The organism is Streptomyces sp. NPDC015171, from assembly GCF_043079545.1.
Taxonomy (GTDB): Bacteria; Actinomycetota; Actinomycetes; order Streptomycetales; family Streptomycetaceae; genus Streptomyces.
The window spans coordinates 102,516-127,686 of the sequence record NZ_JBIBUO010000008.1 but is presented as its reverse complement, the minus strand read 5'-3'; the positions used below and the strand labels follow the sequence as shown (position 1 = coordinate 127,686).

Annotated in this window: 11 protein-coding genes; 5 read left to right on the top strand and 6 right to left on the bottom strand. The window is 75.3% G+C overall.

What is annotated here, in order from left to right; translation table 11 throughout:
- Positions 1–16 precede the first annotated feature (16 nt).
- Positions 17–1,291 (bottom strand): MFS transporter, encoded by a 1,275-nt coding sequence (locus ACF073_RS22530; RefSeq protein ID WP_392072615.1) that lies wholly within the window; start codon positions 1,289–1,291, stop codon positions 17–19.
- Between the two features lie 200 nt (positions 1,292–1,491).
- Between ACF073_RS22530 and ACF073_RS22525 the strand changes: the two genes are divergently transcribed.
- On the top strand, positions 1,492–2,361 hold the full coding sequence (locus tag ACF073_RS22525; RefSeq protein ID WP_392072613.1) for a LysR family transcriptional regulator: 870 nt from the start codon (positions 1,492–1,494) through the stop codon (positions 2,359–2,361).
- A gap of 55 nt (positions 2,362–2,416) precedes the next feature.
- Here ACF073_RS22525 and ACF073_RS22520 read toward each other — a convergent pair whose 3' ends face one another.
- The 4 genes from ACF073_RS22520 to ACF073_RS22505 form a co-directional block, all read right to left on the bottom strand.
- Positions 2,417–3,277, bottom strand: a complete 861-nt coding sequence (locus ACF073_RS22520; RefSeq protein WP_392072611.1) for an NlpC/P60 family protein — start codon at positions 3,275–3,277, stop codon at positions 2,417–2,419.
- A gap of 184 nt (positions 3,278–3,461) precedes the next feature.
- Entirely contained in the window at positions 3,462–7,310 is a 3,849-nt protein-coding gene (locus ACF073_RS22515) for a helix-turn-helix domain-containing protein (RefSeq protein ID WP_392072609.1), read from the bottom strand.
- 176 nt (positions 7,311–7,486) lie between these two features.
- The gene (locus ACF073_RS22510) at positions 7,487–7,855 is read right to left on the bottom strand and encodes a hypothetical protein (RefSeq protein ID WP_392072607.1); all 369 of its coding nucleotides are present in this window, start codon (positions 7,853–7,855) and stop codon (positions 7,487–7,489) included.
- A gap of 283 nt (positions 7,856–8,138) precedes the next feature.
- A complete protein-coding gene (locus tag ACF073_RS22505) occupies positions 8,139–8,990 on the bottom strand; it encodes a LysR family transcriptional regulator (protein ID WP_392072605.1) in 852 nt (283 codons plus the stop codon).
- A gap of 80 nt (positions 8,991–9,070) precedes the next feature.
- On the opposite strand from ACF073_RS22505, the gene ACF073_RS22500 reads away from it, so the two are divergent.
- The 4 genes from ACF073_RS22500 to ACF073_RS22485 all read left to right on the top strand — a co-directional run bounded on the left by ACF073_RS22500 (position 9,071) and on the right by ACF073_RS22485 (position 14,484).
- On the top strand, positions 9,071–9,664 hold the full coding sequence (locus ACF073_RS22500; protein WP_392072603.1) for a cupin domain-containing protein: 594 nt from the start codon (positions 9,071–9,073) through the stop codon (positions 9,662–9,664).
- Positions 9,661–10,023 (top strand): DoxX family protein, encoded by a 363-nt coding sequence (locus ACF073_RS22495; protein ID WP_392072601.1) that lies wholly within the window; start codon positions 9,661–9,663, stop codon positions 10,021–10,023. The genes ACF073_RS22500 and ACF073_RS22495 overlap by 4 nt, the downstream gene beginning before the upstream one ends.
- A gap of 153 nt (positions 10,024–10,176) precedes the next feature.
- Positions 10,177–10,971, top strand: coding sequence for an SDR family NAD(P)-dependent oxidoreductase (locus tag ACF073_RS22490; RefSeq protein WP_392072599.1), 795 nt, complete (start codon positions 10,177–10,179; stop codon positions 10,969–10,971).
- A 726-nt stretch (positions 10,972–11,697) separates the two neighbouring features.
- A complete protein-coding gene (locus ACF073_RS22485; RefSeq protein WP_392072597.1) occupies positions 11,698–14,484 on the top strand; it encodes an AAA family ATPase in 2,787 nt (928 codons plus the stop codon).
- Between the two features lie 90 nt (positions 14,485–14,574).
- Here ACF073_RS22485 and ACF073_RS22480 read toward each other — a convergent pair whose 3' ends face one another.
- Positions 14,575–25,110, bottom strand: coding sequence for an SDR family NAD(P)-dependent oxidoreductase (locus ACF073_RS22480; RefSeq protein ID WP_392072595.1), 10,536 nt, complete (start codon positions 25,108–25,110; stop codon positions 14,575–14,577).
- Between the last annotated feature and the right edge of the window lie 61 nt (positions 25,111–25,171).

Genomic DNA, 25,171 nt, shown 5'->3' with positions numbered 1-25,171 from the left:
GCTCCCGGCCCGGCGATCAGCGGCCCGCGGCCGGACCTCGGCCGCGGGTGAGCACGGCGACGGCGGCCAGCAGCGCCAGCACGACGGCGGTGAACCAGGTCGTCGCCGCGCTCAGGCTCATGGAGCGGCTGGCGACGCCGAGGCCGACGGGCAGCAGGGCCAGGCCGAGGTAGGAGGCGAGGAAGAGGCCGGCGAGGGCCTCGCCGCGCTGCGCCGGGGCGGCCGCGCCGGCCACGTACTCGACGGCGGACTTGAACAGCACCCCGGCGCCCACTCCCGCGATGATCCCGGCGAGCAGGAATACCGGCAGGTCGGCCAGGTGCACTCCGACCGCGAGCACGGCCATGCCCGTGGCCTGGGCGAGCAGTCCGACGTACCAGCGCGTCCGGGCGCCGAGCCGGCCGGTGCCCGTCTGGGCGGCCGCCGCCGCGCCGAAGACGGCGAACACGACGAGCCCGGTCAGCGCGTGGGACGGGTGGTGCAGCGTCACGCCCACGAAGCCGGGGACCACCGAGGTGAACAGGCCGAACACGGCCATGGAGGTGAAACCGGCCGCCGCGGCGGCGAGGTAGCCGCGGTCGCCGTGGCCGGCGCCCACGCGCTGGGGGCGGTAGGCCGGCCGCCGGTCCGGCTTGCGGACGGTCTCGGGTGTCAGCGCGATGGCGGCCGCACCGGCCAGCAGCAGCACGACGAAGACCGCGTACGGCAGCCGCAGCGGCGCGACGAGGTACTGGGCGAGCACACCGGCGGCGATGGGGCCCAGGCCGAGTCCGCCGATGTTGACCGCGCTCGACGCGACCTCGAATCGGCGCGTGGAGGCGCCGGGGCGGTGCGCGCTGTGCAGTTCATGGAGGTACGCGGTGGCGGTCGCCGTCAGCAGGCCCACGCCGAGACCGGTGATCAGCCGGGCGGCGATCAGCACCGGCAGCGACGGGGTGGCCAGGAAGAGCGCGGCGGCGAGCAGTTCGAGGACCAGCGCCGACATCATGATCTTCTTGCGGCCCAGCCAGTCCGAGACGTGCCCGGCGAGCAGCAGGCTCGTCAGCACCCCGACGGCGTACACGGCGAACACGACGGTGACCGTGAACGTGGAGAACCGGTCGTGTGCCTGGTAGAGCGGGTAGAGCGGCGTGGGAACGGTGGAGAACGCCATGGCGGTCAGGAACACCGCGGCGACCGTCCAGAACCCGGCGCCGTACCGGCGGGCGGGAAAACGGTGGTGTCCGGGGTCCCGGTCCGTCCGCGCGGGTGCGGGAGCCGTGCGCGGGCCCGCCGCCGGTGTCTGCGGCATCAGAGTCTCCGATCCTTCGACGCTGGACTTCGGTCGGCGGCGGACCGGTCCGGTCGTGCACCGCCTGTACGGGACAACGCACGGCCCGCACGCTTGTTTCCCGTCCAGTGGAGATGGTCGAAGATGACGGTTATCTGGGAATGAGATGAGCGAGGCCGACGGAGCATCGGCCAGGACGGGAGAGGACGGGGAGGCGGGCCATGGATCTGCGTCAGATGGAGGTCGTCGTCGCGGTCGCCGAGGAGGGCGGGTTCAGCGCCGCCGCCCGGCGCCTGCACGTCGTGCAGTCCGCGGTGTCCAGCACCGTACGAGCCCTGGAACGCGAGCTGGGCACACCGCTGTTCCACCGCACCACCCACCGGGTGTCGCCGACCCCCGCGGGACACGCCTTCCTGCCGGCCGCCCGCGCCACACTGCTCGCCGCCGAGCAGGCCAGGGCCGCGGTCGACCTGGCCCAGGACGAGCTGCACGGAGAGATCACCATCGGTGTGATGCAGGGGCTCTACTCCGGCATCGCCGCGGCGCTGGCGGGCTTCCACCGGGAGCATCCGAACGTGGTGGTGCGGCTGCGCCAGGGCCCGGCCCTCCAGGCACCGCAGGCGCTGCGCGACGGCACGGTCGATCTCGCCGTGACGGCCCTGGACACGCCCGTGCAGCGCGGTCTCACGACCCGGCTGCTGTCCCGGGAGGAGATGGTCCTGGTGACGGCCCCGACGGCCGGCCTGCTGCCGCCGCAGGGCCCGGTGACCCTGGGCGAGGCGGCCCGGCTGTCCCTGGTGGACTTCTCGCCGGGCTGGGCGATCCGGCACGAGGTCGACCGGGCCTTCCGTGCCGCGTCCGTCGAGCGCGCGATCACCTTCGAGGTGAACGACCTGCTGGCCGCGATCGACCTGGTCCGCCACGGTCTCGGCGCGTGCGTCATGCCGCCGTCGCACGCCGCCTGGTTCCCCGAACTCCCGGTGCGCCGCTTCACCGCGCACGCACCGTCCTGGACGGTCAGAGTCGTCCACGCGCGCGGCGACCTGCCCCCCGCGGTCGCCGCGCTCCTGCGCCACATCGGACAGCGGTGACCCGTATGCGGCCGAGGGCCGCCGTGCCGGTGAGCACCCTCCGGCGGGTACGGGCTCAGTCCGCGCAGGCCGGTACGCCGTCCAGCCAGGCCGGGCCCTGGACGTAGATGTTGGTGACCCAGGCGCGGTAGTCGGGGAGGTAGGACCAGGCGTCGTTGGTGTAGCCCTCGGCGGTGACGACTTCGGCGTGCTTCTGGCAGCCGACGCGAACCGTCGTCGGGCCGGGGAAGGCGTAGACGCGGGCGGCCCGGGTGGAGGGCTGGGCCTTGGTCCAGACGCCGGTGCCCCAGGTGCGGAAGACGGGGCCTTCGACAGCGCCGGTGTTGACGCGGACGGCACCGAAGTAGTCGCCGCCGAGGCGGACGTCACTGACCATCAGTTTGGTGCCGGACTGCCGGGCCTCCGCCATCCTGCCCGCGCCGAGGTAGAGGGCGATGTGGTGCAGGTCCGCCGAGGTGCCGTAGGCGAGCAGGTCGCCGGGGCGCAGCGGGGCGAGGCCCTCGGCCGCGGTGAAGCGGCCGGCGGTGCGGTGGGTGTAGTACTGGGCGCTCGCGTCGCCGTTGAGGATGTCGGCGCTGGTGGCCTGCGCGTAGGCGTAGCGGACCAGGCCGGAGCAGTCGAAGCCGAGGCGTTCGGGGTCGTGTTCGCTGGCCGGGTCGGACGGGTCCGCCTTGCCGTAGGTGGGGCCGGGCTGCGGGCCGTGGCCGCCGGCCCAGGTGTACCAGACGCCGGCCGCGACCTGTGCGCAGGCGGCGTCGACGGCCCGTTCGGCCGCGGGCGTCGCGCCCGGGGCGAGCACGCCGCAGCCGGCGTCGGCCTGCCGGGAGGGCCGGTAGGCGGCGAGGGCGGACGGGGTGAGGAGGAGAGCTGTCAGCAGGGCGATGAGTGTGCCGATGGCGCCGGTTCGCCGGAGCATGCCGGGACCCCCGTTTCGTTGTCAGGTCGTCCGGTCGGGACGGAGCGAGGCCCCCCGGGCGCGAGAGGAGTGGTGCGGTCACGAGCCTGACCGGGCGCGGTGTCCCGGTCGAGGACGCCGGGCGGCCCTCCTTCGACGGGCAACGGGAAACACCCGGGAAACCCCGGCCCGGCAGGGTGGTCGTTCAGTGCTCCGGGCACGCGGCGGCGCCGGGGGCCGGCTCGCCGGGCAGGAGGGAACGGCGGGTCGTCCGGTCCATGTCCCGGTCGAGGCGGCAGATCCCGGCCAGCCGTCCCCCGGTGTCCAGGCTCCACAGCCGTACCGTGCCGTCGTTGCTGCTGCTCGCCACCGTCTGCCCGTCGGGCGCGAAGGCGACCCCCCACACCGCGTTGGTGTGCCCGGCGAGGGTGGCCCACGGCCGCCGTCCTGGCACGTCCCACAGCCGTACCGTGCGGTCGTTGCCGCTGCTGGCCAGCAGCCGGCCGTCCGGTGAGAAGGCCAGGCCGCGCACCGAACCGGTGTGGCCCGTCAGCGAGACGAGGAGCCGGTGCCGTACCACGTCCCACAGGCGTACGGTGCCGTCGTTGCCGCAACTGGCCAGCGTGCGGCCGTCCGGGCTGAAGACCACACCCCGGACGGCGCCGGTGTGGCCGCTCAGCACGGCCAGCTGACGACGGGTCCGCACGTCCCACAGCCGCACGGTCAGGTCGTCGCCGGCGCTGGCCAGCGTCTTGCCGTCGGGGCTGAAGGTGATGCCGTTGACGTAGTCGGTGTGCCCGGTGAGGACGGCGAGCGTGCGGCGGCCCGGGACGTCCCAGAGGCGCAGGGTGCGGTCGGCGCCCGCGGAGGCGAGGGTGCGCCCGCCCGGCCCGAACGCCACCGCGAACACCGCCCCGTGGTGGCCCTTCAGCACGGCCCGCGGCCGGCGGGCGGCCGTGTCCCAGAGCGTCACCGTGCCGTCGGAGCCCGCCGAGGCGAGGGTGGTGCCGTCCGGTGCGAACGCCACGGTGGTGACGCTGCCGCGCACGCCGGCCAGGGTCGTGGGCGCCGCGCGCCGCCGGGCCGGGTCCCACAGCCGTACGGTGTGGTCGGCGTCGGCGGTGGCGAGCAGCCGCCCGTCGGGGCGGTAGGCGACGGCGGAGACCTCGGTGAAGGGGCGGGCGGCCAGTGTCCGGCCGCGCAGGTCCCACAGGACCACGGTCTGGTCGAACCCGCCGGTGGCGAGCAGGGTGCCGGTCGCGTCGACCGCCACGGACATCACGTAGTCGGTGTGTCCGCTCAGGGTCGTGACGAGCCGTCCGCCGCGCACGTCCCACAGCCGGGTCGTGCTGTCCCCGCTCGCGCTGATCACCGTGGTGCCGTCGGGTGTGTAGGCCACGGCGTTGACGTCGTCGCTGTGCCCGGTGAGCGTCGCCGTGGCCCGGCGGCGGGCGATGTCCCACAGCCGGACCGTACGGTCCACTCCCCCGCTGGCCAGGCCGCGGCCGTCGGGAGCGAACGCGAGGCCGAGCACCTCGTCGGTGTGCCCGCGCAGCACGGCCAGTCGCGCGGCCCGTCGCGGGTCCCACAGCCGTACGGTCCGGTCGGCGCCGGCCGAGGCGAGGGTACGGCCGTCCGGGGCGAACGCGAGCGCGTCGACCTGGCCGGTGTGGCCGGTGAGTCGGGCCGTTCGCCGGGGTGTTCCGGCCGTGTCCCAGAGCTGGACGGCTCCGTCGGCCGCGGCGACGGCGAGGGTGCGGCCACGGGGGTCGAAGGCGACCGCGCGGGCCGCACGGGTGTCCGCCGGGAGGGGGGTCGCGCCGGTGGGGCGGCCCGGGGACCACAGCCGGACCGGGCCGGTGGAGTCCGTGACGGCGAGGGTCCGGCCGTCCGGGCCGAAGGCGATCGAGCGGATCCGGCCGGGGACGGTGAGGGTCGCGATCGTGCGGTGATCGGCGAGGCGCCGCAGCCGGACCGTGCCGTCCGAGCCTGCGGTCGCCAGCAGCCGCCCGCCGGGGGCGAAGGCGACCGCGTTGACCGGGCCGCGGTGTCCGCCGAGCCGGGCGGCGATGGGTTCGGCCTGGGTGCTGAGCAGGGCTCCGCGTGCGGTGGCGGTGGGTTCCGTGCGGTAGGCCTCGGCGGCGAGCAGCATGGACGCCTCGGGGCGGCCCCCGGCCAGCAGGGTGGACCGGGCGGCGAGGGCCTGGGAGCGGGCGAGGCGCTCCTGGGCGAGTGCGTCGGTCCGCTGCCGGTAGGCAAGGCCCCCGGCGGCCAGGGCGCAGCCGAGCAGGACCACGAGGGTGGCCACCATCGCCTGGCGGAGCCTGGTCTGCCGCCGCGCCTGGCGCCGCCCGGCCTCCTCCTCGGCCCGGCTGGCGCGCAGGAACGCCGCTTCGACGGGTCCCGGCGGTCCGAGGCCGTCCGGGTCGGCGGCCCAGGTGCGCACGGTGTCCAGCCGGGTGCCGCGGTAGAGCGCCGACGGGTCGCGGCCCTCGCGTTCCCATGCGGCGGCGGCATGGGCGAGTTGCTGGCGGGCGAGGAGTCCTGCCCGGTGGTCGCTGATCCAGGTGCGCAGCCGGGGCCAGCTGTGCAGCAGGGCCTCGTGGGCGATCTCGACGCTGTCGCTGTCGACGGTGACGAGCCGGGCGCGGACGAAGACGTCCAGCGCGGTGTCCGCGCCGTCGGCGCCGGCGAGCTGTGTCATGAGCGCGGTGCGGCCGACGCGGCGCCGGGTGGCACCGGCGCCGTCGCAGACCTGGACGAGCCGGGACAGGATGCGCCGGATGGTCTGCTGCTCGGCGGGGTACAGCTGGGCGAACGCGTCCTCGGCGGTGCGGGCCACGGCTCCCTGGATGCCGCCGGTGCTCTCGTAGCCGGCGACGGTCAGGGCGCCCGCCTCGCGGTGCCGCCATGTGGCCAGCAGCGCGTGGGAGACCAGCGGGAGGGCGCCGGACGGGACGGCCCGGCTGCCGGGTTCGCCGGTGGGGCCGGCGTCCCGCAGCAGCAGCGGGACAAGGCCGGGGTCGAGGGGGACACCGGCGAGTTCGGCGGGGCGGGTGATGGATTCGCTCAGCTCCGCCGTGGTCATCGGCGGCAGGACGTGGAGGCCGTCGGTGAAGACGGCGGCCAGTTCGGGCAGTTCGAGACAGCGGCCGGAGAAGTCGGCGCGTACGCCGAGGACGACGACCGCGGGGTCGCGGGCCGGGCCGGGCGCCGGTGCGGCCAGTGTGCACAGCACGCGCGCGAACGCGCGCCGTTCGGTCGCGTCGGAGCAGAGGGTGAACAGCTCCTCGAACTGGTCGACGAGCAGGACGAGGCGGGGCGGCGGCGGTGGCCGGTGCCCGGCCGGGGCGGTGTCAGTGCGGGTCCGGACGAGGCTCAGCAGGGCCTCGGGCCGCTCGGCCAGCCGGGCGGCGGTGAGGTCGAGATCGCCGCCGAGGGCTTTGGCGGTGCGCTCCAGCAGCTCGTCCAGCGGGTGGGCGGTGGGGGTGAGCGTGACCACCGGCCAGCGGTCGGCACCGGCCATCGGGAAGCCGCCGGGGCGCCGCAGGGCGGGCACCAGACCCGCGTTGAGCAAGGACGACTTGCCGGCGCCCGAGGGGGCCACGAGCAGCAGCGGCCCCTCGCCGACGCGGCCGAAGACCCGCTCCACGAGCGCGGCCGTGGCCCGCTCACGGCCGAAGAACCGGCCGGCGTCCTGAGTGGTGAAGGCCGACAGGCCCGGGTACGGGCAGGCGGGTCCGGTGACGTCGTCGCCGTCACGGGGTGCGGGCGGGCGCGGGGGTGCGACCAGGCGCAGCAACGCGCCCTCGGCGCGCAGGATCTGGTCGCAGCTCCGTGCCACGTCGGCGGTGGCGCGCTTCGCGCCGGTCTCGATCTTGCTCAGATACCCCTTGCTGTAGTGGGTCTGCCGGGCCAGATCGGCGAGGGACAGACCGCGCTGCTGCCTCAGTCGTCTCAGTTGTGCGGGGAAGGACGGTGTGGTCGGCACCGTACGGTCCCCGTCGTCCGTGTTCCGGTTGCCGGAGTCGGCATGCTCTTGCGGCTCCCCCAAGGCGTCCCCCATGGCAGCGTGCCCAGGCCGTGAGACGGCGGGAGCCCAGGTTACTGCGGGGGTGGGACAGGTGGCCCAGCCATGCGTACGGAGTGGCCGAAAACCAGCTTCCGGAACCGCTGTCGCGGTTCCGGAAGCTGCCCCCGTGGTGACTCCTCAGCCGGCCGTCGGTGGGGCTACGGCCGGTTGAGGGTGATGGAGTTGATGGGCGTGAGGTCGGCGTACACGCCCGTTCCCTCGGCGATGGGGCTGCCGCAGCCGACGCCGTTGTAGCCCGTGCACAGGCTCGCGGTCGCACCGCCGTACTGGTTGTTGAGGACCCAGTGGCGGCCGACCTGGTTGCTGAGGTTGTGCGGCCCGTAGCTGTAGAAGACCAGGCTCGGCGACTGGGCCGGGTTCTGGTTCTGCGGGTAGACGCACACCGCCCCGTCCGGGCAGCCCGCCCAGGGGTCGGCGGCCGGGCCCGCGTGGGCCGCGCCGCTCATCGCCACCACCGCGGCGGCGGCGGTCGCGAACGCGGCGGCTCCGCGAATCATGTTGCGCATGGGATCCCCCTTGCAGTTCTCCTGCGTCGTGTGGTCGCCGCAGGTCGTGCTCGGCGCTTACGGCATCCACGCTGCCGCCGGGGCCGGCCCGCGTCGACGGGTTTCCCGTCGCCCGTCCTCGCCGTCCCCGGGAAACCGTGTCCGGCCTGCGGGAGCCGCCGGGGAGGGCAACCGGGCCGGACGCGGCGGCGCGGCCCGGGCCGGCCCTCGGCGGCGCCCGGCTGGTGCGACGCGGTCGCGGCGGGGTTCCGGCGGCTCCGCCGTGCCGCCCGGGCCGGGGTGGTCAGTCGCGGTAGGCGTCGGTCGCGATCCGTACGAACGAGCCGATGAGCGGGTTCCGGTCGCCCTCGTTCCACGCCACCACCACACGGCTCGGCGGCATGTCGGCCAGCGGCACCGCCGTGAGCCCCTCGCCCTGGTCGTGGCCGAGGGGTGCCACCCCGACGGTGCCGTTCCACAGCACCGCCTGCCGGCATTCCTGCACGGCGCGCACCACCGGCCCCTCGCGCGGCTCCCCGCCGTTCCAGTACGACTGCCAGAGCGGGTCGGTGCCCGGCGGGAACCGGAACCAGCGGTGGCGGGCCAGATCGGCCAGTTCCAGGCCGGCGCGGCGGGCCAGCGGGTCGTCGGCGCGCAGCAGCGCCCCCACCGGGTCGGCGCGCAGCTCGATCACGGTCAGTCCGGTCGTGTCGAACGGCCCCCGGGTCAGCGCGACATCGACGAGACCGGCGCGCAGTCCGCAGGTGGGGTCGGTCAGATCCGTCTCGCGGACGCGGACCTCGACGCCGGGATGGCGCCGGCGATAGGCGCGGGCCAGCCGGATCGCCGCCGAGTCGCCGCCGTCCCAGAGAAAGCCCACCGTGAGGGTCGCGGCGCCGCCCGCGGCCGCCACGCGTACGCGGGCCCGTTCGGCCCGGTCGAGCAGGGCACGCGCCTCGTCGAGCAGCACCGCTCCCGCCGGGGTGAGCGCGACACCGGCCGAGGACCGGTCGAGGAGCGCGGCGCCCACGTCGGTCTCCAGCTGCTTGACCGCCCGGCTCAGCGGCGGCTGGCTCATGTGCAGCCGGGCGGCGGCCCGGCCGAAGTGGAGTTCCTCGGCCACCGCCACGAAATAGCGCAGGGTGCGCAGCTCCATGCTGCAACGATACCCGTGCGGTATCGAGGTCACGGAACGGGTCTTGGACAGTCCCGGAGTACCGGCACTGCAATCGAAGCATGAAGGACACACCGAGAACCAGTGAGCCGGACACCCGGGAGCCGGGGACCCGGGAACCGGAACCCCGCGAGCCGAACAGCGGTGAGCCGACGAGCCGTCAGCCGGCCCCCGGCCCCGCCGTGTCGGTGGTGGGTCCGGGCGAAGGCGAGACGATCGTCCTGGGCACCACGCGCATGCGGGTCCTGGAGGACGGCAGCCGCACGGGGCACCGGCTCGGGATCACCGAGTCCGTCCTCGCACCGCACACCCCCGGGCCGCCGCAGCACCGCCACGCCCGGCACGACGAGGGGTTCTACGTCATCTCGGGCACCGTACGCTTCACGGTCGGCACCACGGATCACGACGCGACCGCGGGCACGCTCGTGATGGTGCCGCCCGGTACCCCGCACACCTTCGCCAACCCGACCGACCAGCCGGCCGTCATGCTCAGCACGTTCACCCCCGACCTGTACGTACGCTATTTCCGGGACCTCCAGGAGCTGTTCGCCGACGGCCCGGCACCGGACCCCGAGGCGCAGGTGCGGGTCATGAGCCGGTACGCCACCGAGCCGGCCACCGACTTCGCCGGGCACGAGGGCGGGCGGGATTCGTGACGGTCGCCTACTGGACCGTCGCCGGCCTGCTCGCCCTGTTCTCCCTCTACGGGGGCGGTGTGAAGGCGGTGCGGAGCCGGGAGGGGCTCCGGCCGATGATGGCCTGGGTGGACGGCACGCCGATGCCGGCGGTCCGGGCCATCGGGGTGATCGAGGTACTCGGCGGGCTCGGGCTCGTCCTCCCGCCGCTGACCGGGATCGCGCCCTGGCTCGCACCGGCCGCCGCCGCCGGATTCGTGGTCCTGCAGACCGGCGCGATCAGGGTGCACCTGCGCCGCGGGGACCGTGCGATCGCCCTCAACATCGCGCTCGTGCTCACCGCCGCGGTCACCGTCTGGCTGGCGACGAGCCGGCTGTGACGCGCGCCCGGGGCTCCCGCCGGTAACCGCGGCCCGGCCGGCCGCGGGCCGAACGGCCGATCGCGCTCGCGCCGATCGGCCGTTTCGCGCACCGGGCGGTCACACTTGACGGACCGTGGCTCGCAGGCGCGCACGAAGGGAACCCGACCGCCCATGCACATCGATCTGACAGGACGCACCGCCCTGGTCACCGGCTCGACGCAGGGCATCGGCGCGGCCGTCGCCGTCGCCCTCGCCCGGGCCGGCGCCCGTGTGGGCGTCAACGGCCGTGACGAGGGGCGGGTGGCCGCCAGCGTCGCGTCGCTGGCGACGCGGGCGCCCGGCGCCCGACTGGTTCCGGTGGCCGCCGACGTGGCCACCGACGAGGGTGCGGCCCGGGTGGCGGAGCTGCTGCCCCAGGTGGACATCCTCGTCAACAACCTCGGCGTCTTCGGCACCGCCGACCCGCTGGAGATCACCGACGCGGAGTGGCGGCGCTACTTCGAGGTGAACGTCCTCGCCGCCGTGCGGCTGACCCGGCAGTATCTGCCGGGCATGACCGAGCGCGGCTGGGGGCGGGTGCAGTACATCGCCAGCGACTCGGCGGTCGCCATCCCCGCCGAGATGATCCACTACGGCATGTCGAAGACCGCGCTGCTGGCGGTGAGCCGTGGCTTCGCCAAGAAGGCGGCGGGCACGGGCGTGACGGTGAACTCCGTCATCGCCGGGCCCACCCACACCGGCGGCGTGGAGGATTTCGTGTACGAACTCGTCGACCGGGATCTGCCCTGGGACGAGGCGCAGCGCGCCTTCATGCGCCAGTACCGTCCGCAGTCCCTGCTGCAGCGGCTGATCGAGCCGGAGGAAATCGCCCATATGGTCGTCTACCTCAGCTCCGCGCAGGCGTCGGCCACGACCGGCGGAGCCCTGCGCGTCGACGGCGGGTACGTCGACTCGATCCTCCCCTGACCGGTCCCGGCCCTGCTCAGGGCGGGTGTGCGGCCGAGGCCGCGCCATTCCGCGTGCCAGGTCGGGCCCCGCGGGCGGTGGCCCCGGGGCCGTACCCGGTGCCCGATCGGGCACCGGAAGCGCTTTCCCGTGACCGATGTCACGATTGGTCGCGCCCGGTTCCTTTCTTTAACCATCCGGTAAATCACAGGCCTGTAAAAGGACGTCTCTGTGGACCGTCCCCGGAGTAAGCAGGAGGCAGCACCCGACGATGGTTGACAACGTTGACCTGGACAGATAGCGTCACTGTCTGCTATGAGCATCTAATCTCTAATTTGGTACTCGACCAGTAAAGCCACGGATACCCCGAATCAATGTCAGCCAGAAATTGGCCGAAACCATTCGGTCCACGGATTTCGGGCCGTCCAGCGGTTGTACCGGCGGTGAGAATCGACACATCAATGCAGGACAGCATTGGGGTCCACCCGCGGTACGCGGCACAAGCGGGAGATCAGAGGATGCGACGCCTCTCTCACAGAGCGGCCAGGGATCGCGCCGACGGGCGGACGCATGCTCCGCCACCCCTCAGGAGCTGTCCACCAGGGCCATGACCGGCCCGGCGTGCCGCCTTTACGTCGCCGCCGTCGCCCTCACAAACTCTCCACACGCCGTCGCTCACCGCCGCCGCGGCACCCGGGGATCGGGGCACGACCTCGGTCGGAAAAATGAATCTAGGGGGGACCCACAATGCACCTTTTCGGTCGTTCGAGAGAACTTCGGGCCTTGGGTGAAGCGTTCGCCGACAGCGTGCGGGGAAACAGCCGGCTCGTGATCATCACTGGTGGTCCGGGATCCGGAAAGACCCAGCTGATGCATGAATTCCTCACGGCACTGAACAGCACCGACGCCTGCATACTCACCGGTACGGCCTCAGTGGCCGAACAGGATCAGCCGATGAGTCTCGCAGAGCAATTACTCGGCAACGCGGAGTCGGGGTGCGCGATATCACACGACATACCCCCGGCCGGGAACTCATCGGCGAAAAACCGCCTGCCCGCCGACCCCCGGCACCATGCCGACCCCGTGCCCGCGGCGCCCGAGACGACCGAGGCGCTCCTGCACCTCGCCCGTGATGAACATCCCCTGGTCATCGCCGTGGACGACGCCCACGCCATGGACCCGCCCTCGCTCCGCACGCTCGTCCGCCTGCTGCGCAGAAGCCGCTCCCGACGGGTCTTCGTGGTGTGCGCCACCTCAGGACACTTCGGCGCGATTCGCTCGCCCGCGCACACCGAACTCCTGCGCCAGCCGCACCTGCGGGTCCGCCTCACCCCGCTGTCGGAGACGAGCGTCGGCGACCTCCTCGCCGCACAGGCCGGCCGGCCCCTGCCGGGACAGATCCGCAGCGCCTACCACCAGGCCACCGCGGGCAGCCCCCTGCTGGTCCACGCCCTGCTGGACGACAGCACACGCGTCGCCCCCGAGATCGGCCGCCCCATCGCCGGCGCCGCCTACCGTGAGGCGGTGCTGTCGCTGCTGCACCGCGGCGAGGCCGGCCATGTCCGGGTGGCCCGGGCCCTGGCCGCGCTCGGCGCCCTGGCACCGAGCGTCCCGCTCGGCGAACTGGCCGGCACCACACCGGACGGCGCCCAGGAAGCCGTCGACGCCCTCAACTCCTCCGGTCTCCTGGACGGTCACGCCTTCCGCCACCCGACCGCCGCCGCGGCCGTCCTCGAGGACATGGACACCGCCGCGCGCACCGAACTCCACGGCCGGATCGCCCACATGCTGTATCGTTCCGGCGCTCCCGCCGTCGAGGTGGCACGCCACCTCCGGCTCGGCGGCCACGTCCCGGCCGGATGGGGCGCGGGGATCCTGCGCGCCGCCGCGGAACAGGCGCTGGCCGCCGACGACGTGGAACGCTGCACGGAGTACCTCGGCCTTGTCCTGCGCGACTGCGCCGACGTACGCGAACGCCACGCCCTGTCGGCGGCGCTCGCGCGCGCGGAGTGGCGCAGCAATCCGGCCGCCGCCGGCCCCCATCTGGAACCGCTGCGCGAGGCCGCGCTGGACGGCGTCCTGAGCATGCGGGACACCGCCACCGTGCTGCGCTACATGCTGTGGCGGGGCGACACCGAGCTGGCCGCCCAGGCCGTGGCGAGCCTCGTGCCCACCCACTCCCCCACCGAGGCCCAGATCGTCGCCGAGGTGGAATTCGTCCGGCAGTGGTTCTACGGCGTGGCGCTCCCGGGGAAGGGCGCCCCGGTGGCCGGCTTCGATCCGCGCCGCCGCCCGGTACCGGCCCAGACCGGCGGACTCGCCGCCCGTGTCGCGACGCTCATCGGCGGGGACGCCACCGACGAGTCGGCGGCGGCCGTCGCCCAGGCCCTCCAGGGGCATCGACTGGACCATCTGAACCTGGAACTGGTCGCGATGTCGCTGCTGGCGATCGCCCACGCGGACCGGCCCGCGCTCGCCGCCGGGGCCTGCGACGCCCTGCTGGAATGCGCCGTGGAGCGCCGGGCGACGACCTGGCAGGCCCTGCTCGGCAGCATCCGGGCCGAGATCGCCCTGCTCCAGGGGGACGTGACCGCCGCGTCGCGGGGCGCGCTCGCCGCGCTCGACACCCTGCGCGCCCAGAGCTGGGGCGTGCTCATCGGCCTCCCGCTGTCCACGGCGATCTCCGCGTTCACCGCCCTGGGCTCCTACGCCGAGGCCGACGAGCTGCTCAAGCACGATGTGCCCGAGCCGATGTTCCGCACCGTGTTCGGCATCCAGTACCTGCGGGCGCGCGGCCACCACTACCTCGCCACCGACCGGCCCTTCGCCGCGCTCAACGACTTCGAGACCTGCGGCCGGCTGCTCCGGGAGGGCAACCCCAGCCTGCAGAAGGGCATCCCCTGGCGGTCCGACCTGGCCCTGGCCAACCTGCGGATCGGCAAGGCCCGTACGGCCCGCGAATGGGCCGAGGAGCAGCTGCGGCTGCCCGGCGGCCACAGTTCCCGGGCCCGGGCGACGGCACTGCGCCTGCTGGCCGCGACCTGCAAGCCGCACCGCCGGGCCTCGCTGCTGCGCGAGTCGATCGACCTGCTCAAGACGTGCGGCGACCGGTACGCGCTGGCCATGGCCTACGCCGATCTGTCCGCCGCGCACTACGAGCTGGGCGAGTACGCCCGCGCCCGGCTGGTGGCGCGGCAGGCGGCGCGGGAGGCCGAGGCCTGCCGCATCGAGTCGCCGGTCGACGCGCATCTGCTGGAGGACCCGGCCCGGCCCGAGGCCACCGAGTCGGAGGGCGGCCCCGCCATCCTCAGCGACGCGGAGTGCCGGGTCGCCGGGCTGGCCGCGCTCGGCTACACCAACCGTGAGATCAGCGCCCGGCTGCACGTCACCATCAGCACGGTGGAGCAGCACCTCACCCGGGTGTACCGGAAGCTGAACGTGGCCAACCGGTCCGAGCTGCCGTCGAAGATGCTGGACCACCGGATCCCCAAGCTGTCCGACCGCTGGGCGGGCACCAGTTCGTCCACGGGCTGAGAGCGCTCTACACCGAGGCGCCCGGCATGGCCGAGGGCCCGGGACACCTGGCGGGTGTCCCGGGCCCTCGGCCGTGCCAGGTTCCGGCCGTCAGCTGAAGCTGCCGAGTTCGTCGTCCAGGATGTCGAAGAGCTCGTCGGCCGTGGCCGTCTCCAGCCCCGCGTCCTCGCCCTGCCCGGTCCCGTTCTCCCGCCACTGCCCGGTGCCGTCCCAGCGCGCGCTCAGGGTGCGCAGCCGGGCGGCCACCCGGGACCGCTGCTCCTCGTCCAGCGCGGCCGCGTCCAGCGCGTCCTCCAGCATCGCCTCCAGACGCACCACTTCGGCCTCGATGTCGACGAGGTCGCCGCCCGAGCTGTCCCCGCCGAGTTCCGCGAAGAGGTGCCGGGCGAGCGCGTCGGAGGTCGGGTAGTCGAAGGTGAGGGTGCTGGACAGCCGGAGGCCGGTGTCGGTGCTCAGCCGGTTGCGCAGCTCCAGGGCGGCGAGCGAGTCCACGCCCAGATCGCCCAGGGACCGCTCGGGGTCGACGGCGCTGCCCGAGCCGTGTCCGAGGACGTCGGCGACATGCCCGCACACCGTCTCCGTCAGCAGCCGCAGCGCGTCGCCGCCGCTCATCCGGGCCAGCCGCCGCGCCAGCGTCTCCCCCTCGGCCGGGACCGCGGCGGCCGTCGCCCCGGCGGTGCGGCGTACGGCGGCGGGGGCGAGGCCCCGTACCAGGGCGGGCGCGTCCGCGGTGGCCTGGACGCGGACCGGCAGCAGCAGGGCCCGGTCGGCGTCCGGGGCGCCGGCGGAGGCCAGCGCGCGGTCGAACAGGGCCAGCGCGCGGTCGGCGGGCAGCGGCAGGATGCCGTCGCGGGCCAGCCGGCGCAGCTCCGTCTCGCCGAGGCCGGCCGCCATGCCCTCGCCGGTGTCCCACAGCCCCCAGCCCAGCGAGAGCGCGGGCAGCCCCTCGGTGCGGCGCCGTGCCGCCAGGGCGTCCAGGAAGGCGTTCCCGGCGGCGTAGTTGGCCTGTCCGGCCGCGCCCAGGGTGCCGGCGGCGGAGGAGAACAGGACGAACGCGGCGAGGCCGAGGTCGCGGGTCAGCTCGTGCAGCAGCCAGGCGGCGTCGGTCTTGGGCCGCATGACCGCGTCGAGCCGCTCGGGGGTGAGGTCGGTGAGCAGCCCGTCGTCCAGGACGCCGGCGGCGTGCACCACGGCGGTCAGCGGGTGCTCGGCAGGCACGGCGGCGAGCAGCGCGGCGAGTGCGGCCCGGTCGGTGACGTCGCAGGCGGCCACCGTCACGGTCGCGCCGAGGGCGGCGAGGTCGTCGAGGGCGCCGGGCTCGGGCAGGCGCCCGCCCCGGCCGGCCAGCAGCAGCCGGCGTACGCCGTGCCGGGTGACCAGGTGCCGGGCGAGCAGCCTGCCGAGGCTGCCGGTGCCGCCGGTGACGAGGACGGTGCCGTCCGGGTCCAGGGCGGGTGCCTCGCCCGGCTCCTGCGCGCCGGTCCCGGCCAGCTCCGGTACGTACACCGTGCCCGCCCGCAGGGCGAGTTCGGGTGCGCCGGTGGCGACGGCGGCCGCGAGGGCGGCGGCCGACGCGGACTCGCCGTCGGTGTCGGCCAGCACGAACCGGCCGGGGTGTTCGACCGCCGCCGCCCGGACCATGCCCCAGATCACGGCCTGCGCCGGGTCGGGTGCCCCGTCGGCGCCGACGGCGACGGCGGACCGGGTCAGGACCACCAGCGGCGTCCCGTCCGGTGGCCCGGCCAGGTGCTGCCGCAGTGCGGCGAGGGCCTGTACGGCGGTCCGGCGGGCCACGGCGGGCAGCTCGGCGCCGGGGGCGGCGTCGGCGGTCACGGTGAGGGTGCGGGGCGCGGGCGCGGAGCCGTCGGTGCTCACCGGGAGCGCGGTCCACCGCACCCGGAACAGGTCGCCGGGCGCGGGCGTGGCCGCGTTCAGCTGCTCGGCGGTCACCTGGCGCACGCGCAGCGCCGCCACCTCGGCCACCGGAGCCCCGGCGCCGTCGTACAGGCGCAGGGTCATGTGGTCGGTGCCGTGCGGGGTCAGCCGCAGCCGGACCGCCGTGGCACCGGTCGCGTACAGGCTGACGCCCTCCCATGAGAAGGGCAGTGTCATCACGGTCGGGTCCTGGCCGTCGAGCAGGTCGATGGCGTGCAGCGCGGAGTCGAGCAGCGCCGGGTGCAGTCCGAAGCCGTCGGCCGCGCCGGCGTCGGGCAGGGCGAGCTCGGCGCAGACCTCCTCGCCGAGCCGCCACGCACCGCGCAGGCAGCGGAACAGCGGGCCGTAGTGGTAGCCCTGTTCGGCGAGGTGGCCGTAGGTGCCGGTGACGTCCACGGGTACGGCTCCGGCGGGCGGCCAGGCGGTCTCGGCGGCCGGTTCGGGCGCGGTGCGCGGGGCGAGGACCCCGGTGGCGTGCCGGGTCCACTCGCCGTCCGCGCCCTCGGGACGGGCGTGCACGGTCAGCTTCCGGCGGCCGTCGGTGTCGGGGGCCGCCGCGGCCACCTGGAGGTGGACGGCGCCTCGGTCGGGCAGGACCAGGGGCCGTTCGAGGGTGAGTTCCTCAAGCCGCGGGCAGTGCGTGCGGTCGCCGGCCCGGACGGCCAGTTCGACGAAGGCGCTGCCCGGGAGGAGGACGACGCCCGCCACGGCGTGGTCGGCGAGCCAGGGGTGGGTGGCGAGGGACAGGCGGCCGGTCAGGGCGACCGTGCCGTCGGCGGCCAGCTCGACGGCTGCGCCGAGCATGGGGTGCCCGGCGGGCGCCTGGCCGAGACCGCCCGCGTCGCCGGCCGCGCCGGGCGCGTCGTCCAGCCACAGCCGCGTGCGCTGGAAGGCGTATGTCGGCAGTTCGGTGCGGCGGGCATCCGTACCGGCGAACACCCGCTGCCAGTCGACGGCCGTACCGCGGACGTGGGCGGTGCCGAGCAGCGTCGCGAAGGTCCGCTCCTCGTCGCGGTCGCGGCGCAGCGCCGGGACGAACACCGCCTGCTCGGCGTCGGCGACGGCGTGGCCGCCCATGGCCGTCAGGACGGCGTCGGGGCCGAGTTCGAGGAAGGTGCGCACTCCGTCGGCCTCCAGTGTGCGGACGCCGTCGCCGAAGCGGACCGCCTCGCGGACGTGCCGGACCCAGTAGGCGGGATCGCACAGCTCGTCCTCGCCGGCCCGCGCTCCGGTCACGTTGGAGACGACGGGGAGCGCGGGGGGCGCGTACCGCAGCTCGCGGGCGGCCTTCTCGAACTCCGCCAGCATCGGGTCCATCAGCGGGGAGTGGAAGGCGTGGCTGACCCGCAGCCGCTTGGTGCGGCGGCCGGGGAAGGCCGCGGCCACGGCGTCCACGGCGGCCTCGGTGCCGGAGACGACCACGGCCCGGGGCCCGTTGACGGCGGCGACGGACACCTCGGGGCCGAGGTGCGGCAGCACCTCGTCCTCGGTGGCGTCGACGGCGAGCATCGCGCCCCCGGCGGGCAGCGCCTGCATCAGCCGGCCGCGCGCGGCGACCAGCCGGGCGGCGTCGGCCAGGTCCCAGACGCCGGCGGCGTGCGCGGCGGTCAGTTCGCCGATGGAGTGGCCGGCCAGCCAGTCCGCGCGGACGCCGTAGGACTCCAGCAGCCGGTACAGGGCGGTGCCGACGGCGAACAGGGCGCTCTGCGTGTAGAGGGTGCGGTCGAGCAGGCGGGCCGCCTCGGTGCCGGGCTCGGCCCACATCACGTCCCGCAGGGGGCGGTCCAGATGCGCGTCGAGGGCCTCGCAGACCTCGTCGAGCGCCTGGCGGAAGGCGGGGTGGGCGGCGTACAGGTCGCGGCCCATGCCGGGGCGCTGGGCGCCCTGGCCGGTGAAGAGGAAGGCGGTCCTGCCCGCGGCGGGCCTGCCGCGGACCACGGTGTCGGCGGCGGTGCCGTCGGCCAGCGCGGTCAGTGCGGCGAGGAGTTCGTCCCCGTCGCGGGCGACGACCGCGGCCCGGTGGGTGAGGGCGGCCCGGCCGGTGGCCAGGGAGCGGGCGAGGTCGGCCGGCGGCAGGCCGGCCACCTCGCGCAGCCGTGCGGCCTGGGCCGCCAGCGCCTCGGGGGTGGCCCCGGAGACCACGAGCGGCAGGACCGGGGTCCGGGCCGGTGCCGTGTCCGGCGCGGACTGCTCGGCGGGTGCCTCTTCGATGATGGTGTGGGCGTTGGTGCCGCTGATACCGAAGGAGGAGACACCGGCACGGCGCGGCCGGTCCCCCGCGGGCCAGTCCCGCTGCTCCGTCAGCAGACGCACGTTCCCGGCATCCCAGTCCACCCTCGTGGACGGCACATCGACATGCAGGGTCCTCGGCAGCACCCCGTGCCGCATCGCCAACACCATCTTGATGACACCCGCCACACCGGCGGCGGCCTGCGTATGACCGATGTTGGACTTCACCGACCCCAGCCACAACGGCACCTCACGCCCCTGACCGTAAACGGCCAGCAGCGCCTGCGCCTCGATCGGATCACCCAGCGTCGTCCCCGTACCGTGCGCCTCCACCACATCCACATCCGCCGCACCCAGCCGCGCCGACGCCAGCGCCTGCCGGATCACCCGCTGCTGCGACGGACCGTTCGGCGCCGTCAACCCGTTCGACGCACCGTCCTGATTCACCGCCGACCCCCGCACCACCGCCAACACGGGATGCCCGTTGCGGCGGGCGTCGCTCAGCCGCTCCAGGACGAGCATTCCGGCGCCCTCGGACAGGGCCGTGCCGTCGGCGGCGTCCGCGAAGGACTTGGCGTGGCCGTCGCCTGCGAGGTTGCGCTGCCTGCTGAAGTCCACGAACGTGTCGGCGGTCGACATCACGGACACCCCGCCGGCCAGCGCCAGCGTGCACTCGCCCTGCCGCAGCGCCTGCGCGGCCAGGTGCAGGGCCACCAGGGACGACGAGCACGCCGTGTCGACGGTGAGCGTCGGGCCCTCCAGGCCCAGGGCGTAGGCGACCCGGCCGGAGGCCACGCTGCCGAGGCTGCCGTTGCCGAGGTAGTCGCGGACGGACTCGGGCACGTGCCGCAGCCGGCTGCCGTAGTCGTGGTACATGACGCCGGCGAAGACACCGGTGCGGCTGCCGCGCACGGTGTGCGGGTCGATGCCGGCCCGCTCCAGCGCCTCCCAGGACGTCTCGAGGAGCAGCCGCTGCTGCGGGTCCATGGCGAGGGCCTCGCGCGGGCCGATGCCGAAGAAGTCGGGGTCGAAGTCGGCCGCGTCGTACAGGAATCCGCCCGCCCGGGTGCTGCAGTGGCCGGCCTTGCCGGGCTCGGGGTCGTACAGGCCGTCCAGGTCCCAGCCGCGGTCGGCGGGGAAGGCTCCGATGCCGTCGGCGCCGTCGGCCAGCAGCCGCCACAGGTCCTCGGGCGTGCTGACGCCGCCGGGGTAACGGCAGGCCATGGCGACGATGGCGACCGGCTCGTCGGCCTCCCGCACGTCCCGCACGGCGGCTTCGCCGGCGGACCCGGCCGGTGCGCCGAGGAGTTCCGTCGCCAGGTACGTCACGAGCGCGCCCGCGTCGGGGTAGTCGAAGACGAGGGTGGCGGGCAGCCTCAGGCCGGCCGCGTCGCCGAGGCGGTTGCGCAGCTCCACCGCGGTCAGCGAGTCGAAGCCCGCCTCGCGGAACGAGCGGCGCGGGTCGAGCGTCATGTCGCGGCCGTGTCCGAGCACCGCGGCGACATGGGTGCGGACCAGTTCCATGAGGGCCGCCTCGCGTTCGGCGGGGCCGAGGGCGGCCAGCCGGCCGGCGAGCGAGGCGGAGCCGGTGCGGGAGGCGGCGGTGCGGCGGGCGCGTGCGGGTACCAGGCCGCGCAGTACGGCGGGTACGTCCACGGCGCGGCGCAGGACGGCCAGGTCCAGGCCGACGGGGAGGAGCAGCGGCTCGTCGGCGGCGAGGGCGGCGTCGAGCAGGCGCAGGCCCTCCTCGGTGGGCAGGGGGCGGACGCCGGCGCGTGCCATGCGGTCCACGTCGGCGTCGGTGAGATGGGCGGTCAGGCCGGTGCGCTGCTCCCAGAAGCCCCAGGCCAGGGAGTGGGCGGGCAGGCCGAGGTGCCTGCGGTGGGCGGCCAGCGCGTCGAGGAAGGCGTTGGCGGCGGCGTAGCCGGACTGCCCGGCGCCGTCGACCGTGCCGGCGGCGGAGGAGAACAGGACGAACGCGGCGAGGTCCAGGTCGCGGGTCAGCTCGTGCAGGTGCCAGGCGGCGTCGGCCTTGGGCCGCAGTACGGCGTCGAGGCGCTCGGGCGTCTGGTCGCTCACCAGTCCGTCGTCGAGGACGCCGGCGAGGTGGACGACCGCGGTGAGCGGGTGGGCGGCGGGCAACCCGGCGATGAGCCCGGCCAGTTGGTCGCGGTCGGCGGCGTCGCAGCGGGCCACGGCGATCTCCGCGTCCAGCTCGGCGAAGTCGTCGGCGGCGGTGCCGCTGCGCCCGGCGAGCACCAGCCGGCGCACCCCGTGCTCGGCGATCAGGTGGCGGGCGACCAGGGCGCCGAGGACGCCGGTGCCGCCGGTGATCAGTACCGTGCCGTCCGGGTCGAGGGACGGCGGCTGCCCCTGCGCCGTGGCGCGGGCGAGCCGGGGCACCCGCACCGCGCGTTTGCGCAGGGCGAGTTGGGGCTCACCGGAGGCCGCGGCGGCGGCCACCGCCGCGGCCGCGTCACCGTCGGCGCCGTCCACGAGCACGAACCGTCCGGGGTGCTCGCCCTGCGCGGCCCGGATCAGGCCCCACACGGCGGCGCCCGCGAGGTCGGTGACGTCCTCCTCCCCCGCCGCGACGGCGCCCCGCGTCAGCACCAGCAGCCGTGCCGTCGCGGTGCGTTCGTCGGCCAGCCAGTCCTGTACGGCGGCCAGGGCCCGTGCGGTCGCCCGGCGGGCGCCGGTGACCGGGTCGCCGCCGCCGGAGGGCAGCACCACCCACTCCGGCACGGTGTCCAGGGCGGCCGGCCCCCGTTCGTCCAGGACGGCGTACGCGGGTGCGGGTGTCTGGGCCACCGGCAGCGCGGGCCAGTCCAGGCGGTACAGGTCGTCGGCCGGGGCGCCCGCGGTGAGCGCGGCCGGGTCGGCCGGCCGGGAGACCAGGGCCTCGACCTCGGCGACCGGGGCGCCCGTGGGGTCGGCCAGCTGGAGGGACAGCGTCTCGCCGCCGTGCAGCCGGACCCGCAGGGCGGTGGCGCCGGCCGCGTACAGCGAGACCCCGGTCCAGGCGAAGGGCAGCCGGGCGGTGCCCGGGGCGTCCGTGCCCTCGGCCCCCGGCGTGCCCTCGGCGCCGAGGGCGTCGGCGTGCAGGGCGGCGTCGAACAGGGCCGGGTGCAGGGCGAAGGTCTCGGCCTCCACGGGCAGTTCGACCTCGGCGAAGGTCTCGTCGCCGCGCCGCCAGGCCGCGCGCAGTCCCTGGAACGCGGGCCCGTAGTCGTAGCCGAGTGCGGCCAGGCGGGTGTAGGCGTCCTCGACCGGCAGCGGCTCGGCGCCCGGCGGCGGCCAGGCCGTGAGGTCGAAGGCGGGCGCGGTGGTCTGCGGGGCGAGCAGGCCGGCGGCGTGCGCGGTCCAGGCCGTGTCGGCGGCGCCCTCGGGGCGGGAGTGGACGGTCAGCGCGCGGTGTCCCAGGTCGTCGGCGGCGGCCACGCGCAGTTGCAGCTGGAGCGCGCCCTTGCCGGGCAGCACCAGCGGTGCCTGGAGGGTGAGTTCGGCGAGGTGCCCGCAGCCGAGGTCGTGTCCGGCGCCGAGTGCCAGCTCGACGAGGGCGGTGCCGGGCAGCAGGGTGGTGCCGGACACCGCGTGGTCGGCGAGCCAGGGGGTGGTGGCGGTGGTGAGGCGGCCGGTGAACAGGGTGCCGCCCTCGGCGACCGGGACGGCGGCGCCCAGCAGCGGGTGCCCGGTGGTCTGGAGCCCGGCACCGGTGACGTCGCCGGCGCCGGCGGACCGGCCGAGCCAGTACCGCTCGCGCTGGAAGGCGTAGGTGGGCAGGTCGGCGGCGCGTACCGGCATGCCGTCGAACACGGCGGCCCAGGCGACCGGGACACCGGCGACGAAGGCCTCGCCCAGGGCGGTCAGGAGGCGCTCGGGGCCGCCGTCGTCGCGGCGCAGCGAGCCGAGGCCGGTGACGTCCGCGCCGGCGGCGTCCGCGGTCTCCTCGATGCTGTGCAGGAGCACGGGGTGCGGGGCGCATTCGACGAACACGCCGTACCCGGCGTCGAGCAGGGTGCGCGTGGTCGGCTCGAACAGCACGCTCTGGCGCAGGTTGGTGTACCAGTAGCCGGCGTCGAGGCCGGTGGTGTCGAGCCGGGCGCCGGTGACGGTGGAGTAGAACGGCACCTCGGCGGGCCGGGGCCGGATGTCCGCCAGGTCGGCGAGCAGCCGCTCGCGGATCGACTCGACGTGCGCGGAGTGCGAGGCGTAGTCCACCGGGAGCCGCTTGGCGCGGTCGCCGCCGGTCACGACGGTCTCGCGGAGTTCGTCGAGGGCGTCGGCGTCGCCGGACAGCACCACGGAGGAGGCGCCGTTGACGGCGGCCACCGCGACCCGGCCGTCGTAGCGGGCGACCAGGTCGCGCACGCGTGCCTCGGGCAGGGCCACCGACATCATGCCGCCGCGGCCGGAGAGTTCCCGGGCGATGGCCTGGCTGCGCAGCGCCACGACGCGGGCGCCGTCGGCCAGGGAGAGCGCGCCGGCCACGCAGGCGGCGGCGATCTCGCCCTGGGAGTGTCCGATGACGGCCGCGGGCCTGACCCCGTGCGCGCGCCACACCTCGGCCAGCGACACCATGATCGCCCACAGCACGGGCTGGACGACGTCGACCCGCTCCAGCGGCTGCCGGGCCCGTACGGTCGCGATGAGGTCCCAGTCGGTGACGGGGGCGAGGGCGGCGGCGCACGCGGTCATGGTGGCGGCGAACACGGGCGAGGTGTCGAGCAGATCGGCGGCCATGCCGGCCCACTGGGAGCCCTGGCCGGGGAAGACGAAGGCGATCCGGGACTCCCCCGCCGGCCTGCCGCGCACCACGTTCGGCGCGCTCTCGCCCGCGGCGAGCGCGGTCAGGCCGGCGGTGAGGGCGGGCAGGTCGGCGCCGGTGACGACGGCCCGCTCGGTCAGCGCGGCGCGTCCGGTGGCGAGCGTGTGGGCGATGTCGGGGACCGGGTCGGTGCCGGTGGTGAGGTGGTCGAGCAGGGCACGGGCCTGGGCGGCGAGGCCCTGTTCGCCGGCGCCGGACAGCACCAGCGGGAGGGGTCCGGTCCAGGAGGGCTCCGCCGCGCGGGTCTCGGGTTCGGGGGCGGCCTCGATGATGACGTGGGCGTTGGTTCCGCTGATGCCGAAGGACGACACCGCCGCGCGGCGGGGGTCGCCGTCGGCGGGCCAGTCGCGGGCCTGCCTGAGCAGTTCGACGGCGCCCGCCTCCCAGTCGACCTGGGAGGTGGGCCGGTCGGCGTGCAGGGTCCTGGGCAGCCGGCCGTGCCGCATGGCCATCACCATCTTGATGACGCCCGCGACGCCGGCGGCGGCCTGGGTGTGCCCGATGTTGGACTTGACGGAACCGAGCCACAGCGGCTCGGCGCGGTCCTGTCCGTAGGCGGCCAGCAGGGCCTGCGCCTCGATCGGGTCGCCGAGCGGGGTACCGGTGCCGTGCGCCTCGACGGCGTGCACCTGGCGGGGTTCGAGGCGGGCGTCGGCGAGGGCGGCGCGGATGACCCGCTGCTGGGAGGGGCCGTTGGGGGCGGTGAGGCCGTTGGAGGCGCCGTCCTGGTTGACGGCGGTGCCGCGCACGACGCCCAGCACGCGGTGGCCGTTGCGCCGGGCGTCGGAGAGGCGCTCCAGCAGGAGCAGGCCGGCGCCCTCGCCCCACCCGGTGCCGTCCGCGCCCTCGGCGAAGGACTTGCAGCGGCCGTCCTCGGCGAGGCCCCGCTGGCGGGAGAAGTCGATGAAGGTGTCGGGTGTGGACATCACCGTGACACCGCCCGCGAGGGCCAGGGTGCACTCGCCGGTGCGCAGCGCCTGCACGGCGAGGTGCAGGGCGACGAGCGAGGAGGAGCAGGCAGTGTCGACGGTGACGGCGGGGCCTTCGAGGCCGAGGATGTAGGAGACGCGGCCGGAGGCGACGCTGCCCAGGTTGCCGTTGCCGAGATAGCCCTCGACGCCTTCGGGTACCTCGGTGAGCCAGCTGCCGTAGTCGTGGTACATGACGCCCGCGTAGATGCCGGTGCGGCTGCCCTTGAGGGTGTGCGGGTCGATGCCGGCGCGTTCGAACGCCTCCCACGCGGTCTCCAGCAGCAGCCGCTGCTGCGGGTCCATGGCGAGGGCCTCGCGCGGGCTGATGCCGAAGAATCCGGGGTCGAAGCGCGCGGCGTCGTACAGGAACCCGCCTTCGCGGACGTGGGTCCTGCCGGGGGCGTCGGGGTCGGGGTCGTAGATGCCCTCGACGTCCCAGCCGCGGTCGGCGGGGAAGTCGCCCACGGCGTCCGTGCCGGAGTCGACCAGCTGCCAGAGCTGTTCGGGCGTGCTGACGCCGCCGGGGTAGCGGCAGCTCATGGCGACGATCGCGACGGGCTCCCGCGCCGCCTCGGTGATCTGGTCGTTCTGCCGGCGCAGCCGCTCGTTCTCGAGCAATGACTCGCGCAGCGCCTCGACGATCTGCTCGACGGATGTGTCCACGGTCGGTGTCGCTCCCTGCTGGCTCGGCGGCGCTGGTGACGCGGTGGAGGGGTGCGCCGGA